Origin of the sequence: Bythopirellula goksoeyrii (assembly GCF_008065115.1) — a bacterium.
In the GTDB taxonomy this organism is placed as follows: Bacteria; Planctomycetota; Planctomycetia; order Pirellulales; family Lacipirellulaceae; genus Bythopirellula; species Bythopirellula goksoeyrii.
The window spans coordinates 682,146-698,244 of record NZ_CP042913.1; the positions used below are offsets into that span (position 1 = coordinate 682,146).

At 53.9% G+C, this 16,099-nt stretch carries 9 protein-coding genes; 2 read left to right on the forward strand and 7 right to left on the reverse strand.

The window, feature by feature from the left end; genetic code table 11:
• Positions 1–311 precede the first annotated feature (311 nt).
• On the forward strand, positions 312–1,100 hold the full coding sequence (locus Pr1d_RS02680) for a J domain-containing protein (protein WP_148072080.1): 789 nt from the start codon (positions 312–314) through the stop codon (positions 1,098–1,100).
• A 367-nt stretch (positions 1,101–1,467) separates the two neighbouring features.
• On the forward strand, positions 1,468–1,851 hold the full coding sequence (locus Pr1d_RS02685; protein ID WP_168205023.1) for a PEP-CTERM sorting domain-containing protein: 384 nt from the start codon (positions 1,468–1,470) through the stop codon (positions 1,849–1,851).
• Between the two features lie 187 nt (positions 1,852–2,038).
• On the opposite strand, the gene Pr1d_RS02690 is transcribed toward Pr1d_RS02685, so the two are convergent.
• The 7 genes from Pr1d_RS02690 to ptsP all read right to left on the reverse strand — a co-directional run bounded on the left by Pr1d_RS02690 (position 2,039) and on the right by ptsP (position 16,029).
• Positions 2,039–5,122 (reverse strand): efflux RND transporter permease subunit, encoded by a 3,084-nt coding sequence (locus Pr1d_RS02690; protein WP_148072082.1) that lies wholly within the window; start codon positions 5,120–5,122, stop codon positions 2,039–2,041.
• A gap of 3 nt (positions 5,123–5,125) precedes the next feature.
• Complete coding sequence (locus Pr1d_RS02695) at positions 5,126–6,574, reverse strand: efflux RND transporter periplasmic adaptor subunit (RefSeq protein WP_148072083.1); 1,449 nt, start codon at positions 6,572–6,574, stop codon at positions 5,126–5,128.
• A gap of 822 nt (positions 6,575–7,396) precedes the next feature.
• The gene (locus Pr1d_RS02700) at positions 7,397–8,077 is read right to left on the reverse strand and encodes an MOSC domain-containing protein (protein ID WP_148072084.1); all 681 of its coding nucleotides are present in this window, start codon (positions 8,075–8,077) and stop codon (positions 7,397–7,399) included.
• Between the two features lie 166 nt (positions 8,078–8,243).
• Positions 8,244–11,765 (reverse strand): mechanosensitive ion channel domain-containing protein, encoded by a 3,522-nt coding sequence (locus Pr1d_RS02705; protein ID WP_148072085.1) that lies wholly within the window; start codon positions 11,763–11,765, stop codon positions 8,244–8,246.
• 134 nt (positions 11,766–11,899) lie between these two features.
• Positions 11,900–12,214: a 50S ribosomal protein L21 gene (rplU, locus tag Pr1d_RS02710; RefSeq protein ID WP_148072086.1), complete on the reverse strand. Its 315-nt coding sequence runs from the start codon at positions 12,212–12,214 to the stop codon at positions 11,900–11,902.
• Positions 12,215–12,423: 209 nt separating this feature from the next.
• On the reverse strand, positions 12,424–14,067 hold the full coding sequence (locus Pr1d_RS02715; protein WP_148072087.1) for an Rne/Rng family ribonuclease: 1,644 nt from the start codon (positions 14,065–14,067) through the stop codon (positions 12,424–12,426).
• A gap of 219 nt (positions 14,068–14,286) precedes the next feature.
• Positions 14,287–16,029 carry a phosphoenolpyruvate--protein phosphotransferase gene (ptsP, locus tag Pr1d_RS02720; protein WP_148072088.1) on the reverse strand — a complete coding sequence of 581 codons (1,743 nt, stop codon included), beginning with the start codon at positions 16,027–16,029 and terminating at the stop codon, positions 14,287–14,289.
• Between the last annotated feature and the right edge of the window lie 70 nt (positions 16,030–16,099).

Sequence of the window (16,099 nt, forward strand, 5' to 3'; positions counted from 1 at the left end):
GATATCTCGTAGTGCCGTCGTGTCGTTGTGGTCCAACGTTTCTTCACTGAAGAGTCAATAGAGCGTGATTTTCCAGTGGTGTACCTCTCGTGCTGCGCACATAGACACTTGGCCGGGGCAAGTGGGGGCAATTCGGACAGGTATAACCAATCGTGAACTTGAATGGAATTCTCTGTTTGAATCGCTGCAAGTGATTGTAGAATAGTTAGTTCAGGCTGCTTGGCCAAGTTTCTAGTGGTTGTATGTGCCTGTGCGAATGCGCTCTCCTGACTTTCTTTCTGCTCTAAGGTGCTAGATATCGGTGCGAGTCGATGCATAAAGCAATCAAAGAATCCTTGGAAATTCTTCATCTCGGCCCAAGCGCGTCGCCGGAAGATATTGAGCAGGCCTACCGCGACCTTGCCAAGCTTTGGCATCCTGATAAATCCGCAAACGATCCTCTGATTCGCGAACAATCAGAAAATAGGATTAAGGCGATCAATCGTGCTTACGAAATTTTGCGGCAATATGGGGCTTCATCAAGAAAAAACATCGGCTCTTTAACCGAAAACACAATCATTCCACACGGACCTAAAAGACCCAGGCAAACAAGTGATGCCAAAGACTCTGCTTCACCGAATTCTTCAGAGCCTTTTTTGGGGGATCCAGGACGTAGTCTCTCATCAAATACTGACATGCCTTTTCGTTTCATCATTTCTGTTTCGGTGCTAGGTATTGGTGTCACTGCATTGGTTCTCTGGTCCTTATACAGAGATGAGATATCCGTAGCTTGGAAGAGCAGTGCGGCAGATTATCTATTGTTCATTGCTAGTGCGATTTCAATTTTGCTGCTGCTTCTGATGCACCGCATGTCGCTTGGTCGAACCAGTCCAATTGCCGCTGCAGCTTTCGTAATCTGCGGGCCGCTAATTGGAACTTTCGTCGTGATCGCTTATGCCATTAGTGAAGTGTTGGAGGTGAAAAGAGGAATGTTTGTTGCAGCAGACGATGAGATTCATCTGTTAGTATTGAGATTTGTTTGTGCTGGTTTTATCGGCGCTGCAATTGCTGCTGCGATTGCGGCCAATGACAAGCGCGACGAGTGGTTCAATCATCTCTAGTTCCAAAGCGATGCAAGTTTCAGCAATACTCTAGGGGAAGTGAAAGGAACGGGCATAATTCAGAGTGAGCTCGAATTGAAATTTCTGTTTGAATTCCCGCAAATGCTTGAAGACTAGTAAGTTCTGGCTGCTAGGCCAAGATTATGGTCCTTGATTGTGCGCGTGCCAATGTTCAGCTTTTCTTTCATGATCGCACTTGCACTTTTGCATCTCTCTCCACCCATGGCTATACTCCACAAGCAGAATTACCACATCTGAAGTTTGGCTGTCTAGGTTCGCATATTCACGACCTGCGGCGCCACTGGTCCCTTGGGACAATGTTTTATCTTATCTAGGTTGAGGTTCCACAATGTTCCGCACACTTACAATGACCCTATCGTCTGTGGTGGCAGTTATGAGCATCGGCATCACCGAAGCGGTCGACCAATTAATCCGCCATTCGGCAATCAACACTGCTACGGTCACTTCTCTTGGTCCGAACACAGGCTCAGGCAATCCTGTGGCGATTGTGATCGTTCCGGGAAGTCCAGAGGTGGCCGCCATGTTTGCGGGCGTCTCCGATCCCGCTACTGCTCCGACATTGTTGGTGGAGACCATCGGGGTACCAGAGCCTGCATCTGCAGCAATGCTGATGACGGCAGGAGCTGTAGCCTGCAGGCTTCAGAGACGGTCCAGAGGAGCAGTAATGGACCCTCTTATTGCTTTGGCCTTCCGACTATCAGTAGGCTCACGAGTACCGCAAACGGGGTGAAAGTGTCGATTTCTGGCATTGAAACTGCTTGGATTTGGGAAAGCGGCGGATGCAAAAAGAAAGGCATATTAAGCCGGGTTTGATTTACACTTTAGTAAGCCATTAAGTGCAATAAAACTGAATCAATTCAATGTTGGTGCTACGAGGGAAAGAACCATGAAGCTCGAATTGGCTGATGTTGTGCCCCCTATTCTTCTAATAGCTCAAAGCCTGGGTGCGCCGCGAAACGGGCATAGACAGTGGGGATCACTAGGCAGGTCAACAGCGTGCTGGTGATCAGCCCGCCGATCACCACGGTCGCCAATGGTCGCTGGATTTCTGCTCCGTCGCTTGTCGAGATTGCCATGGGCAGAAAGCCCAAACTGGCGACCATGGCAGTCATGAGTACGGGGCGGAGGCGGTCATTTGCTGCCATCAGTGCAGAAGTTTTGGAGTCGTAACCTGCTTTGCGATGATTTTCAGCATCGCTGACCCAAACCAATCCGTTGAGTACGGCGACTCCGAAGAGGGCTATGAACCCAACCCCCGCCGCGATGCTGAATGGCATGCCGCGCAGCATCAGCGCAAAGACACCTCCACTGGCAGCCATCGGGACGCAGAGGAAGATCAATGCTGCCAGGCGCACCGAGCGAAACGTGGTGTGCAGCAAGAGGAATATGACCAACAGTACAATGGGTGTGATCAAAAGCAGTCGTTGACTTGCGGACTGGAGGTTTTCAAAGTCCCCTCCCCACTTCAATTCGTAGTTGGGTGGCATCTCGACCTTGGTCTCAACAGAACGTTTGGCTTCGGCAACAAAGGTGGCCACGTCGCGGCCACGGACATTAGCAGACACGAAGGTGCGCCGTCGTCCGTTTTCGTGTTCCACTGTGGGAGGAGTTTGTTCCAGGCGAATGTCAGCGAGCTCGTCGAGAGGAACAGGCTTTCCCCCCGCTTCGGCGACCGGCAATTGGCCGAGCATTTCCATTTTGTTTCGCCAACTCTCCGGTAGTCGCACACGAATGGGGAATCGCGCTCGATCTGTGAGAACTTCTCCCACAGGGTGTCCGCCAATTGCAGCAACGACATCCATCACTTCTGCCGCGTCGATTCCGTAGCGGGCAAGTGCCTCGCGCCGAGGTTCGATCGTTAGCGTTGCCAGCGTAGACTGGATGTCGGCTTTAACGTCCGCGGCACCAGGGATATCCCGGAGAACTCGTTCGATCTCCTTGGACTTGAGTGCCAAGGTTTCGAGGTCGTCGCCGTAGATCAGGATGGCGACGTCGGCTTTCACCCCTGCGACCAATTCATCCACACGCATTTCGATCGGTTGGGTAAATCCGAAGGCGACAGCCGGTACATGGAGCGTGAGGACGGACTCCATTTCAGCAATCAACTCTTCCCGCGTTTTCTGCTGCGGCCATTGGTCGCGGGGGTTGAGCATGACCCACACGTCCGACTGATGAACGCCCATCACGTCGTTGGCGATTTCGGGACGGCCAGTCTTGGTGAACACTGTTTTAATCTCGGGAAATTCGAGCAGATAGGTTTCGATCAGCTTCGCCATACTCTCGGCTCCTTCTAGCGATGCGCTGGGCAAGCGGACCGCTTCAACGAGGAGGTCTCCTTCATTGAGACGAGGCATGAACTCCGCTCCGAGATTCAGGGCGATGGGAATGCTGATCACGAACACACAGAGGGCCGTCGTGGCGGTGGCTAGGGGGGTTTCGACTGCCAAGCGGACTAGGGGAAGATAGGCCTGCTTGATTAGTCTTAAAAACCAGACTTCCGTTTCGCGGGGCTTTTTTGGCAAAAACATTGAGGCTAAGGCAGGCATCAAGGTCATCGACAGCACAAGAGAACCCAGTAAAGCGAAGAGCACCGTCAATGCCATAGGGCGGAAAAGTTTCCCTTCGGTCCCTTCCAGCAGGAGCACGGGTACATAGACGACAGCGATGATCAACTCGCCGAACATGGTTGGCCCGCGAACCTCTATCGCAGCGTCGCGAATGACTGCCAAGCGGCTTTTCCCATCCGGATTGTGCGCCAGACGGCGGACGCAGTTTTCGACCATGATGACCGAGGAATCGACGATCAAGCCAAAGTCGATAGCACCGAGACTCATCAAGCTGGCAGAGATGCCAACAGCAAGCATCAAGTTGGAAGCGAACAGCATCGAAAGAGGAATTGCTAGGGCTACAATTAAGCCTGCCCTTAAACTGCCCAGCATGATGAGCAGCACGACCGCGACAAAGAGGCCACCTTCAAGCAGATTTTGGGTTACTGTGTGGAGTGTCCTGCCGATCAAGTCCTCGCGATCGTAGATGACTTCCAAATGAACATCGCTGGGCAGCGTGGTACGGATCTCGTCAAGTCGTTCTTTGACTCTCGCCACGACGGTGCGCGAATTTTCACCAATCCGCATCATCACCATCGCTGTCACTGCTTCGCCGCGACCATCACGGCTCACGGCACCTTGCCTGGGCATCGGAGCAATGGTCACATCGGCAACGTCCGACAACAAAAGTGGCGAACCTCCCTCAGTGCGACGGAGCACAATGTTGCGCAAGTCATCGACTCCCTTGAGCAGTGCTTGCCCACGGATAAAGCGTTGCTCGTCGTGATGTACTACGTAGCCGCCGCCAGCGTTGACGTTGCTTGCATCGATACGCTTGTAGAGTTCGCTGAGGGTCAGATCATAGGCCATGAGCTGGTTGGGATCAGGTCGAACCTCGAAGGTCTTGAAGAAACCTCCCATCGTGTTGATTTCGGTTACGCCCTTAACCTCGCGCAGTCGAGGCGCAAGGTCCCACTCTAGCATCGTGCGCAATTCCATCGGCGAGCGGGTCTCGCTACGGACTTCGAATTGAAGGATTTCGCCAAGTGCCGTAGTCATGGGTCCTAGTTCAGGGGGTCCGTAGCCATCGGGGATTTGCGTGGCAGCTTGGGCGAGGCGTTGACTCACTTGCTGATTGGCAAAGTAAACATCCGTCCCATCGACGAACACAATCGTGATGACTGAGAGGCCGAACTTGGAGACACTGCGAACTTCTTCGACTTTTGGCAGTCCACCCATCGCCCATTCAATCGGATAGGTCACTTGCCGCTCGACTTCGACAGGAGGCAATGATCCTGCTTCGGTGATGATGGTGACCTGAGTGTTGGTCAGATCAGGTACGGCATCAATGGGCAAGAGCAGTGCGCTGCGCACTCCGGCACCTGCGACGAACAGTGCCAAAATGATCACTAGGAACCGATTCTCAAGGGAAAAAACAATTAGGCGTTTGAGCATCGTTCACTCCTCCCCTTCCAGCAGAAGTTCGCTTTTCAGGACGAAAGCACCTGCGACAACAGCTTGTTGACCCTCACGGACGCCCGAGAGAACCTCGACCAAGTCGACCGATCGCGCGCCGATTTCAACGGCAACCGGTCGGTATCCGCCGTTCTCCTCGATGAAAACGCTCGGAACGCCCCCGAGATCAACGACTGCAGATTCGGGCACGACGAGTGTATTGGAGGCAATGCCTATCGGGACTTCGACCCGTGCAAATAGGCCGGGGCGGTACTTATCCGAGTTGTTGTAGATGGTCGCCACCAACGGTATGGCACCCGAGGCTGGGTCCACTTCGCGGCCCACGAAATAGACGGTTGCCGACAGTCGCTCATCCTCAGTGGCTGATGTCGTGACTGTGACCGGATCTCCTTCTTTCAGTTGCATTGCGATCCAGTCGCGATTCCTAACATCGGCCTTCACCCATAGCTGTGAAGTATCGGCTACGATGAATAGCTCGCTCCCAGCATTGACGCGTTCGGTCGTAGAGTAGGCTTTTCGTTCTATGGTGCCACTAATGGGAGAACGGATGGCAAGTCGCGCCAGATCTGTTTGATGTGCATTGGCGACAGGGGTCAATTCCAGACTTTGGTTCGTACCAAGCAGTGTGACGAGTTGTTGACGGGCAACAAGAAGGCTCCGCTCGGCAGACTGTTCCGCTGCTTCAGCCTGCTTGTAAGCCTGCCGAGTTGTGAATAGGGAGTGATCCAAGGCCGCCTCTAGTTCAGCACGGGCCTGTTGTAGTTCGCTCTGGCGCTCGTGTTGGACTCGGCCACTGATTGCCCCGGTATCGCGGATGCTGTTGACAGATTGAGCGAGTCGGTTTGCCAGGATGGCTTTGCTGTACTTCGTGAGCAGCTCACCGCCGTAGGTGCCCAACGTTGCTTGCTGGAGTTGCGCTTCGATTCTTTCGATAGACTCACCTTTGGCGATCGAAGCAGCGAGATTTTCCACACCATGGTAGATTCTCAAATGGCGATCACGGGCTGTCTTGGCCAGATCATGTTCTGCAGTGCGAGTCATTACTTCGCTCCTCGCGGCTCCCACTGCGGGACTCCGCAGCACGGCAATGGTTTGGCCGGCTGAAACGACATCGCCCGGTTTCACGAGGACCTCTTCAATCACGCCGTCTGTTGCTGCTCGCACAGCAACGTGTCGGGTGTCGTCATAAGCTAAACGCGCCGGAAGCGTGCGCACCAACGGAAGATCGCCACGCTTGACTGTTTGCGTTTTGATCCCAGCGGCAAGACGCTTTTCCTGTGGCATGCGAACGAAAGGAATCGCTTCAGCAGGTGCCACGACCTCGGAAGTCTCATTCTCAGTTGATGCGGGCCAATACTGTTGAAGTAGCCAAGTGGTGATCAGGACGGCACTTAGCGCAAATAGGGCGCTCGTTAATCTGGTGCGATTCATTGTAGTTGCTTGTGTTTGGAGATTTCGTCATGACAAGCAAAACGCTTGTCAAGGGAACGAGTTCGAGAAAACAGTGCTCGAACACGGGAGGACGAAATACACTTAGCAGCGCACTACGCAAAGCAGCGCGCATAGGCGCACCGATGGCCGGAGAGAAGAAAACAGTTGGTCCAGTTCTTTAACTCGATAGGCTGGAGAACTGATGCCCTCTGCAAGTTCGCAAGTGTGAAACAGTGTCCGACCAAGAGGGTTAGCAGCGAGTTTCTCGCCATATGCGGTAGTAGAACCACTGGTGGTGAGACATACAACGCTTACCTCAGAGGAATCCGAGTTGTTTTCCGATCCCTCACTCTGATTCAACTCACGCGGAGAGACGAAGTGCCAATGCAATTCCTCTTCAATGGGCGGCGAGGCGGCATGTCGCTTGCCAACGTGCTCTGCCAAGCTGGTCAGGGATTCGAAACTCTCATGATTGTGCAGCATAGGCAGAGGAACTTGCAGCAATGAAATGCAAGTTAACAACGCCGTCATGTACCTGCCGCAAACCACCTCAGAGTAATGAATTCGTTGCCGACGCACTTTAGTTTCCGATCGATTACTGAATCACAGCGCTGGGGATTGCTACAGAGAATATACTGTGACCCCTAGTTTACATTCGTCATGGCGAACTAGCCAAGTTGAATCGTATTATTGTATTGGATTCAGTGGAGGATTCAGATCTCAAGGCAATGAGATTGTGTCTCAATTTGATTAATCGAAGTTTGATTCGCATGTTGCAAAGGAGACCTGCGACGGTTGAATATCCTATGAAAGACGAATGGATCACTCCCCAAACATCCGCTTCTCCACCGGCGATACCTTGCCGACGACGCGATTCTTGAGCGTCTCTCGCCATGATGCTGAGAGGTCTGGACAGTTTGCCAGCAGCAAGTCATCTTCGGTGCTCCTCGGTTTGGCGTACATCACGCTGCTGGCCCAGGCGACGGTGAAGTCGTGGTTGCGCTCGACGAGTTCGACCGGGTTGCCCGCTTCGATCGTGCCTTCTTCGAGAACACGGTAGTACCAACCGCTTCGCCCATTGCGCTGCACCTGCTTAGCCAAGTCCGGCATGTTCCAGCGCCGTGAGAGCTTCCAGCAGGGTTGACGCGGTTGGGAGATCTGCAGCAAGCAATCGCCGATGCGGACGATGTCGCCGATGTGGCATTCGGTTTCCTCAAGTCCGCTGATGGTGAGGTTCTCACCGAAGCCTCCTGGGGAAAAATCCACAGAAGGGATCTCCGCATTCCATACTGCATAGTGTTCGAAGGCATAGGCGAGGACCGCTTTTTCAGTGCCGCCATGGTGGACGAGGTCAGCTTGCTGGTCACCAGTCAGATTGGTTTGGCTCACAAACACTGGCCCTTCAACGAGGTGCTTATCGATCCCCGACGACCAGGGCTTAGTTGATTGTCCGTCGTACTCGCGAGGTCGACCGATTTGGATGGATGACAGGAATGGTTGCATTTTCCTTTGGCTCTATTTGCAGAAGAAGGGGATCTTAACGCAGAGGTCGCGGAGGCGCAGAGAGGAGATAAAGAAGTTTTTCTCTGCGCACTCTGCGCTTTATCATTTCATTGATGTCGCTGGGGTGCCGCGTGCTGCGTTGTGGAAGGGTTAGGAAATATGCACGTTACTTTTCGCGCGACTTGCTGCTGGAGCTTTCGGCGGCTTTGCCGTTGGTTTGGCCACTTGCCGTAGTTGCACTCCCCTGCTGGTGCCAATCGGTCGGCAGGCTGCGGATGTGGAGGTCTCGCTGAGGGAAGGAGATCTCCAGGCCGGCGGCTTTGAACTTCCTATCGATGGCGGAATGTAGTTCATGGATCGCGTGCCAGCGCTGTTCCAAATTAGAAACAAAGGCAAAGAGTTGCAAATTGAGTGCACTGTCGCCGAAGCCGAAGAATACAGCTAGTGGCTCGGGTTCTTTGAGGACCATGGGATGTTCGACCGCTGTTTCTTTCAGTAGCTTGCAAGCGAGTTCGGTGTCGCTGCCGTAGGCCACGCCGACTAGGATATTCACGCGAATCGTCATGTCGTTGAGCGTCCAGTTCAGCAGCCGCTGGGTGACGAAATCTTTGTTAGGAACGATGAACTCTTTGCGTTCCCAGTCGACCAGCGTCGTGGCTCGCATGCGGATGCGGCTCACCGTGCCGGTTTTGTCGTCGAGCGTGACGATGTCGCCGACGCGGATTGGTCGCTCAAAGAGCAAGATGATACCTGAGACAAAATTGGCAAAGATTTCCTGAAGGCCGAATCCCAAGCCAACACCCATGGCGGCGACAAGCCATTGAATGCTGCTCCCATCGAAACCGAGCGATAGGTAGGCTAGCACCATCGCTATGGCGACCAAGGTATAGCGGCAGATACTCGTGACGGCATAGCGCGCGCCGGAATCCATGGGTAAGTGTTGCAGAACAGCGAATTCTAAGAGGGCAGGTACATTGCGGACGATCACGAACGAGGCTGCGACGACGATCAGGAAGCGAATGACATTTCCCCATGTGAACAATTCGCCGAATAGACTAGTAGAGACAGGGCTAGCGGCAGCGTAGGATATCGCGGGAAGGAGGTCTTGCCAGATGAACCAAGCTAATAATATTCCCGCCAGTACCAATACACTCACAATGAGGTTGTTGGTTTGCTCTCCCAAAGCCACAAGGTCCACTTCGTCTTCTAGCGGGTCGACCGGTGGTGGGGCCTCTCCTGCGGAGTCGGGTGCCGCCTCAGCTGCGGCGAGGGCTGCGGCCCTTTTCTGCCGGGCTTGTTCTCTAGCCAGTCGTCGGCGGTTGAGTAGGATCCAACGTTTCGTGAGCGCTCCCAGCACCAACAGCGAAAGAATCACTGCTGCCGATTGCAGCAAGCGGAGTGAGATTTGCTGGGCTGTGTAGTAGTAACCGATGACGGCAAGTATTGCCAACAACAGTGGCAGAGCAGCAACAACCGGCGCCCACAGATTGTAGAAGAAACCCGATCTTGTGTTCGTCCTTTTTACTAGAACTTGTTTGAAAGGGCTACTGGAAGCGAGCAACATACGATAGAAGCAGAGAGTCATGAAAAGCATGATGGCGACAAAGCAGGCGCGGCCGAGTGTCGAGCTCCAAAGTTTCTCCACATTCTGCGTCTCCAGCCCCGTGAGCCAAAGTGTCAAGGGAATGCCCACCCAAATGAGCCCACGGATCATGCGCCGAATCTGACTCAAACAGGCGTGCGGCCAGTCGAAGTGGGCGTCTGCCAGACCCCCCGAACGGCAAAGGTGCCTGAGAAATTCCAGGAGCAACAGGCAGACAGCAGTGAACTTGAGCGCCACCGAAAGTGCACGCACGAATTCCGATTCATTCAGTGGGCTGTCGATCCACCAGCCAATGAATCCCAATAAGGTCGGCCAGGGAAGTGCCAGCAATAGCGTAATCCAGATTGCTTCGAACGTGGGCCAGATCTTTGTGCAAGTGCGCTTGGCCGATTGTTCACCAATTTCACGTAGCCGGACGCGCATCTGGCGGTGGTAGTACAGTGAAACCAGCAGCACCAAGGCAAATAATCCGACTACTGTGGGAGACTTGCCCGAATGTTTCCAGAAGGTGGCGACCACATCCCGCCAACTGCTCGGATCAAGGCTCCAGGCAAGTGCCCCAGCCATGGGTTTCAAGTCGGACAAGCTAGGGATAGTACAGCTGCGAATCCACAGCACATTCGCGGCGATAAACTCTTGATACTCCTGGGTCGTGCGTTTGAGTTCCCCTTGCATTGCGGTGAGATTATTTAGCTTCTCAACATACTTTGCATAGTTGTCGATCGTGGAGTCGAGAATTGTGCGTTGCGACTCAAGCAGAGTGCGAACCTCTTGTTCAGCAGCATCATGCTGATCCGCAGGAACGTTCTCCAATACTTGGGAGACACGCTCGTCGAGGTCGGCATCTTCGGCCGCATTGCGCTCCTCGAGCATTTCGTACTGCGAATAGATGGCGTCTGATTGTTCCGATCCGCGTAGCGCGATTTCTCGGGCAATGCCTTGCGTATCGGGCAACTGCTCCTGTTGTTGTCGCAGTTGTTGTCCACTGGCTTCGGTGCGACCAGCCGCTGCGATACGTTCTTCGCTGAGTTTCTTAGCGTTGGAGACTTTTTCAAGGAGTTCATCGGTTGCTTCAAGTTTTTGATCCAGCTTGGCGATCTTGTTGACTATTTCTGCCTGATCCTTCGCAAGGGCAGCATTGGAGTTGGCAAGTTCAGCAATCGCCTCGGGCCGTTTTACGGCGGCAGCACTCGCAGCTGCTGATGCCTGTTGATTGGCTTCGGTCAGCCGACTCTGATTTACGATCTCGCGGAGTGTTGCGAGATATTTCTCGTCTTGCGCCAACTTTTTAGCACGATAGTCACGGCGAATCTGTGCCAAGTCGCCGCTCATCGCATAGTACTCTCGCGTTTTCTTGATCGTTTCCAGGGTTGCGCTCAGGGCCGCTCTTTCGGCTTGCAGATAAGTCAGTCTGGCCCCAGTGACGGCATCCGTTGTTTCTTTTTCCTTTGCTTGATCGAGTTGCTTGGAGATGTCGTCCAGTTTCGCTTGAGTGTTGGCAATTTGTTTAGGAAAAGTGGCCAGAGCTTCGGCCCGTTTCTTCAGTTTCGTATTCGAGTCGTCCAGCTTATCGCGAAGTTGTTTCAGTTCTTGTTCTCGATGAGAGACTTCTGCCTCGAGCTGTTCGACGCTCTGGTCGTCATCGACTGCAGGTACCTCCGAGGGGAGTTCTGATTGGAGCTTCTTGATGTCGTTGAGGTCGCTCTCGTAGCTTTCAATGAGACTCTGGAAATGGGCAGTTTCAGCGAGTTGTTGTTCAAGGACTCCGAGAGCAGAAAGGGTCTCCTGATAGACCTCGGTTGCTTTGGCTTTAGTTACTTCATCGATGGTTGCACTTTCCAGCGAGGATATACGTTGCCGAATTTCATCGGCAGGAGGGATCTTCTCAGCAATCTGGTCCGTGTCGACGTCGGTTGCTGACGCTGGTGCCTCAGGAGAAGTGGCTACGGGGTTCTGGGCAGCAGAGGTATCAGATTGGGCGATGGGCGCAGGGGGAGACTGAGCCGAAAGCGGTACTACCAGACTCCAGAAGATTGACAGCCCTAAAGAAATCAGCGCAGAGCGCCGCAGTAAATCCGTTCGCATTCCATTCCCCTCTTAACTCCGAAGAAAAACTTCGCCCTCTGATCCCATTGTCGCGATTCGACGAGGGAACTCCAGGGCGGAATCAGAGAAAGTCTGGGGAAAGCACACGGGATTGTGCTGGCAGAGGCCGACAATCAACCGGTGATTTTGGCGATCTTCACGCGGGTCAAGAGCGAGCGGTGGCCCGTCTTGCGGCGGGAGTTTTTACGGCGACGGAATTTTTGCACAACCAGTTTCTCACCCTTGTCGGCACCCAGTACTTCAGCGGTGACGGTAGCACCGGCAACGGTTGGTGCTCCGAGCTGCAAATCGCCGGAGCCGTTGGAGATTGCCAGCACCTTCTCAAAGGTGAGCTTGTCGCCGGCTGGTAGGTCGCGATAGTCGATCGTGAGCTCCTGACCTTCTTCCACTTTGAATTGTCGTCCACCGTCTTGGATGATTGCATACATGGCAAAAAAACCTGATCTGATCCGGGCAAAAATATAAGTCAGTTCTTCGGAAGTGAGAAACTAATCTCCCCCTCTGGGGAGTCTCAAACGTAATCCAAACCACATAGCCTACCGGAGGCCGGGAAGGCTGTCGAGGGGGTGGGGAACTGGTCGCTAAAGCGACCAGACCGCCACAGGGTCCTAGTGCTGAAGTAACCAGTCCGCCGGCCTTATTCGGTAAATCGGATCTCGCGTCCTGAGTTGTCTTCGCACTCGATTCGCAGGAATTCCGGGGAGGCGTTCTCATCGCTGAGGATCTGTACATGCAGGTTGTATTCGTCCTCCATGCGCGTTAATTCTCGCCGTTTGCGGTTGTTGAGGTAGTTGGCCACGTTCTCCTCGACCCGGACCGAAACCCGGGCAATTCGCTCGTTGTGGGCACACATTAGCAGCTTGCGGATCACCTCAATCGCCATACTCTCGGCACTCTTGACCAAGCCTGATCCCGTGCAAGCCGGACACTCCCGATAGACGCTGCGACGCAGGCTGGGCCGGATCCGCTGGCGGGTCATTTCGATCAGGCCAAACGGGCTCGTGCGGAGGATCTTGGTCCGGGCGCGATCCCGCCGGACGGCATCCCGCAGCACACGCTCGACGGTTCGACGATTGCGTTCCTTACGCATGTCGATGAAGTCATTGACGACCACCCCTCCCAGATCGCGGAGGCGAAGTTGCCGAGCGATTTCCTTGGCGGCGATCTGGTTGAGTCGAAACGCCGATTCTTCGGCAGAACCATCGGTGCGGAAGCTGCCGCTGTTCACATCGATCGCCACGAGTGCTTCGGTTTGATCGATCACAATCGAACCCCCTCCCTTGAGCGGCACCTGTCGCTGGTGAATGCGGGCGATTTCTTCGTCGAGTTGATTCTTATGGAACAGAGGCTCTTTACCTTCATAAAGCGACAAGCGGCTCACATATCGCGGCATGACGATCTGCAGAAACTCTTTGGCTCGTTCATAGGCCTGCGGTTCATCGATAACGATCGCGTCGACATCATTACTAAAGATGTCGCGAATCGTACGAATAATCATGTCGCTTTCTTCGTAGATGTCGACGGGGCCGGTAGTTTTCTTGATGCGGCGCACAATCACTTTCCACAACCGGAGGAGATAGGCCAGATCGCGCGACAGTTCTTTCTTGGTTCGGTCGGTGCCCGCGGTGCGGACGATAAAGCCCAAGCCCTTTGGTGGGTTCAACTCGCGCAAAATATCTCGCAAGCGACGGCGGTCGTCGTCGTTCTCGATCTTGCGAGAAACGCCGATCCGCCCTAGCGCCGGCATCAGCACCAGATAGCGCCCCGGAATACTAATATAGGTGGAAAGCGTGGGGCCTTTGGTGCCGATTCCTTCTTTAATGACTTGTACGAGAACTTCGTCGCCCCGCTTGAAGATTTCCTGGATCGGTGGTTTTACTCGTGGCCGCACACCCGGACGGGCCTTGCGAGTTTGTGTCCCCCCGCGACCATTGCGGCTCTTTTCGACCGGGCCATCTTCGGTCCAATCTTCGTCGTCGTTGTCTAAATTCGGGGGCCCTTCGCTTGGCTGAATGAGCTTGCTGGGATCATAGCCTCCCTGGCGAAAATATTGGGACTCGACATCGCTAATATGGAGAAAACCATTGCGTCCGACGCCGAAGTCGACGAAGGCAGCTTGTATGCTGGGCTCCAGGTTGACAATTCGGCCTTTGTAAATGTTTCCCACATAGTTGTCTTGACTGCTACGTTCGACGTACAACTCTTCGAGGACGCCATCTTCAACGATCGCGATCCGGCATTCTTCCGGCTGGGCGACGTTGATCAACATCTCCTTTTTCATCTTGCTTCTTTCTGGGGCTTGCACCGTAGAGATCCGAATTCTGAAGTCGAATCCCATGGTAAACATTGTGTTTGTTTGCGGATCGGCATTCGCTCGGAAAAGACTTCAACGAACGAGTCGGCGAGGACACCTTCTGAGGGTGAACGCCATGCGTTGGTCCGATGTGAAAAATGCAATGATCCATAACGATTTGTGTTCAAACGATTGCTCTTGTTCTTGCTAGAGCGGTAACTCTGGAAATACTTTTGCTAATTCTTCTTTGAGGAAATTCTTTACGTCGCGGGCGCTCTCCAATTTGAGAACATGTTCGGCAACCCGCACACATTGTTCTGTGGAGACACTGCGACAAGCGCGCTTGATTTCAGGAATAGCGGAGGGAGTGACGCTGAAACTCCGCAACCCTAATCCCAAGAGCAGCATCGTATAGAGTGGATTGCCACACATCTGGCCGCACATGCTGATTGGCACACCATGTTGGTTGGCAACGCGCACTGCGATTTCGATCATGCGGATCACTGCCGGATCGGCGGCCGTGTAGAGATTGGCAACATCCTTGTTGCTTCGATCCACGGCCAGACAATATTGGATGAGATCGTTGGTTCCAATGCTGAAGAAATCGACCTCATCCACGAACCGATCCATCATCATGATCGCCGACGGCACCTCCACCATCATGCCTACTTTGATCGAGCGATCGAATGGTACATTGGCCTCTTCGAGATCTTCCATCGCATCTGCCAGCACCATCCGCGCCTGGCGTAGTTCCATGATCGTACTGATCAACGGAAACATGATGCGGATTTCGCCAAGGGAACTCGCTCGCAAAATGGCCCGCAATTGAGTACGGAATAAATCACGGTTTCGCAGGGCCAGGCGTATACTGCGGAGGCCCAGGAAGGGGTTGCGTTCGTCTTCGGGGTCGGGAAGCGATCGCATCTTGTCGGCACCCAGATCCAGCGTTCGCATGACAACGGGTAGACCTCCCATGTCGTTCACGACTTCTGCATACGACTCGTAGTGGGCATCTTCGGAAGGGTCGTCATCCCGACCCAAATAGAGAAACTCGGTGCGATACAAACCGATTCCGTTCGCCCCGCGTTGCTTACAAAGCTCCACTTCATGGGGGAATTCGATATTGCCCATCATTTGGACAACCTGCCCATCCATAGTGATGGCCGGAAGATCTCGCAGTGCTTCGAGCTTGGCGGCCAGGGAGCGTTGCTCCTCAACCTCGTGACGATAGTGGGCGACGGTTTCTTCGTCGGGGCGTAGGACAATTTGCCCCTGATCGCCATCGATAATGACCGTGTCACCGCCGGAGACATCTGTCAGAAAGGGACCCACACCTACCACGGCCGGAATTCCTAATCCTTCGGCCACAATGGCGGTATGGCTACCAGGCCCCCCGATTTCCGTCACAAGACCCAGCACAAAACGAGGGTTGAGACTGGCGGTTTCGCTCGGTGTGATGTTGTGTGCGAGTACAAGCACCGGCGACGTAATGTTCGCCAACTCCTCACGACTGCGGCCGAGCAAATTACGCAGAATCCGCTTTTCGATATCGAAGATATCGTTCGCTCGCTCGGCCATGTACTTGCCTTGGAGCGATTGAAACACTTTGGCGTATCGCCGGAGGGCGCGACTCACTGCATACTCGGGCGAGTAGTGCCGAACCCGGATCATTTCTTCGATTTCATCATGCAGCCGGCGATCCCGCAACATCTGCAAGTGGGCCGAGAAGATCGCAGCATAATCGTCCCCCAATTGTTCGGAGACGGTTTTCCGATTGCGCTCGACTTCCGCCTCGGCGGCATGGAAGGCCTTTCCCAGTCGCAGCAGTTCTTCTTCCACGGCATCGCGCGGAAGGAACCGTCGAGGGATCCGAAACCCCTCGTTATCTAGAACCAGCGATTCGCCAATGGCGATTCCTGGTGAGACGGCGATACCTTGCAGGCGTTCCATTGCGCCCTCACTCTACATGCCAGTCCCGACTAGCTTGAGAGCACAACAAGATTATCACCGGACAAGGAGG

Bases quoted from the DNA above. Each gene is read 5' to 3' on its own strand.
- Pr1d_RS02695 (WP_148072083.1), bottom strand. From the start codon at position 6,574: ATGAATCGCACCAGATTAACGAGCGCCCTATTTGCGCTAAGTGCCGTC.
- Pr1d_RS02705 (WP_148072085.1), bottom strand. From the start codon at position 11,765: ATGCGAACGGATTTACTGCGGCGCTCTGCGCTGATTTCTTTAGGGCTG.
- Pr1d_RS02690 (WP_148072082.1), bottom strand. From the start codon at position 5,122: ATGCTCAAACGCCTAATTGTTTTTTCCCTTGAGAATCGGTTCCTAGTG.
- Pr1d_RS02700 (WP_148072084.1), bottom strand. From the start codon at position 8,077: ATGCAACCATTCCTGTCATCCATCCAAATCGGTCGACCTCGCGAGTAC.
- ptsP (WP_148072088.1), bottom strand. From the start codon at position 16,029: ATGGAACGCCTGCAAGGTATCGCCGTCTCACCAGGAATCGCCATTGGC.
- Pr1d_RS02715 (WP_148072087.1), bottom strand. From the start codon at position 14,067: ATGAAAAAGGAGATGTTGATCAACGTCGCCCAGCCGGAAGAATGCCGG.
- Pr1d_RS02685 (WP_168205023.1), top strand. From the start codon at position 1,468: ATGACCCTATCGTCTGTGGTGGCAGTTATGAGCATCGGCATCACCGAA.
- Pr1d_RS02680 (WP_148072080.1), top strand. From the start codon at position 312: ATGCATAAAGCAATCAAAGAATCCTTGGAAATTCTTCATCTCGGCCCA.
- rplU (WP_148072086.1), bottom strand. From the start codon at position 12,214: ATGTATGCAATCATCCAAGACGGTGGACGACAATTCAAAGTGGAAGAA.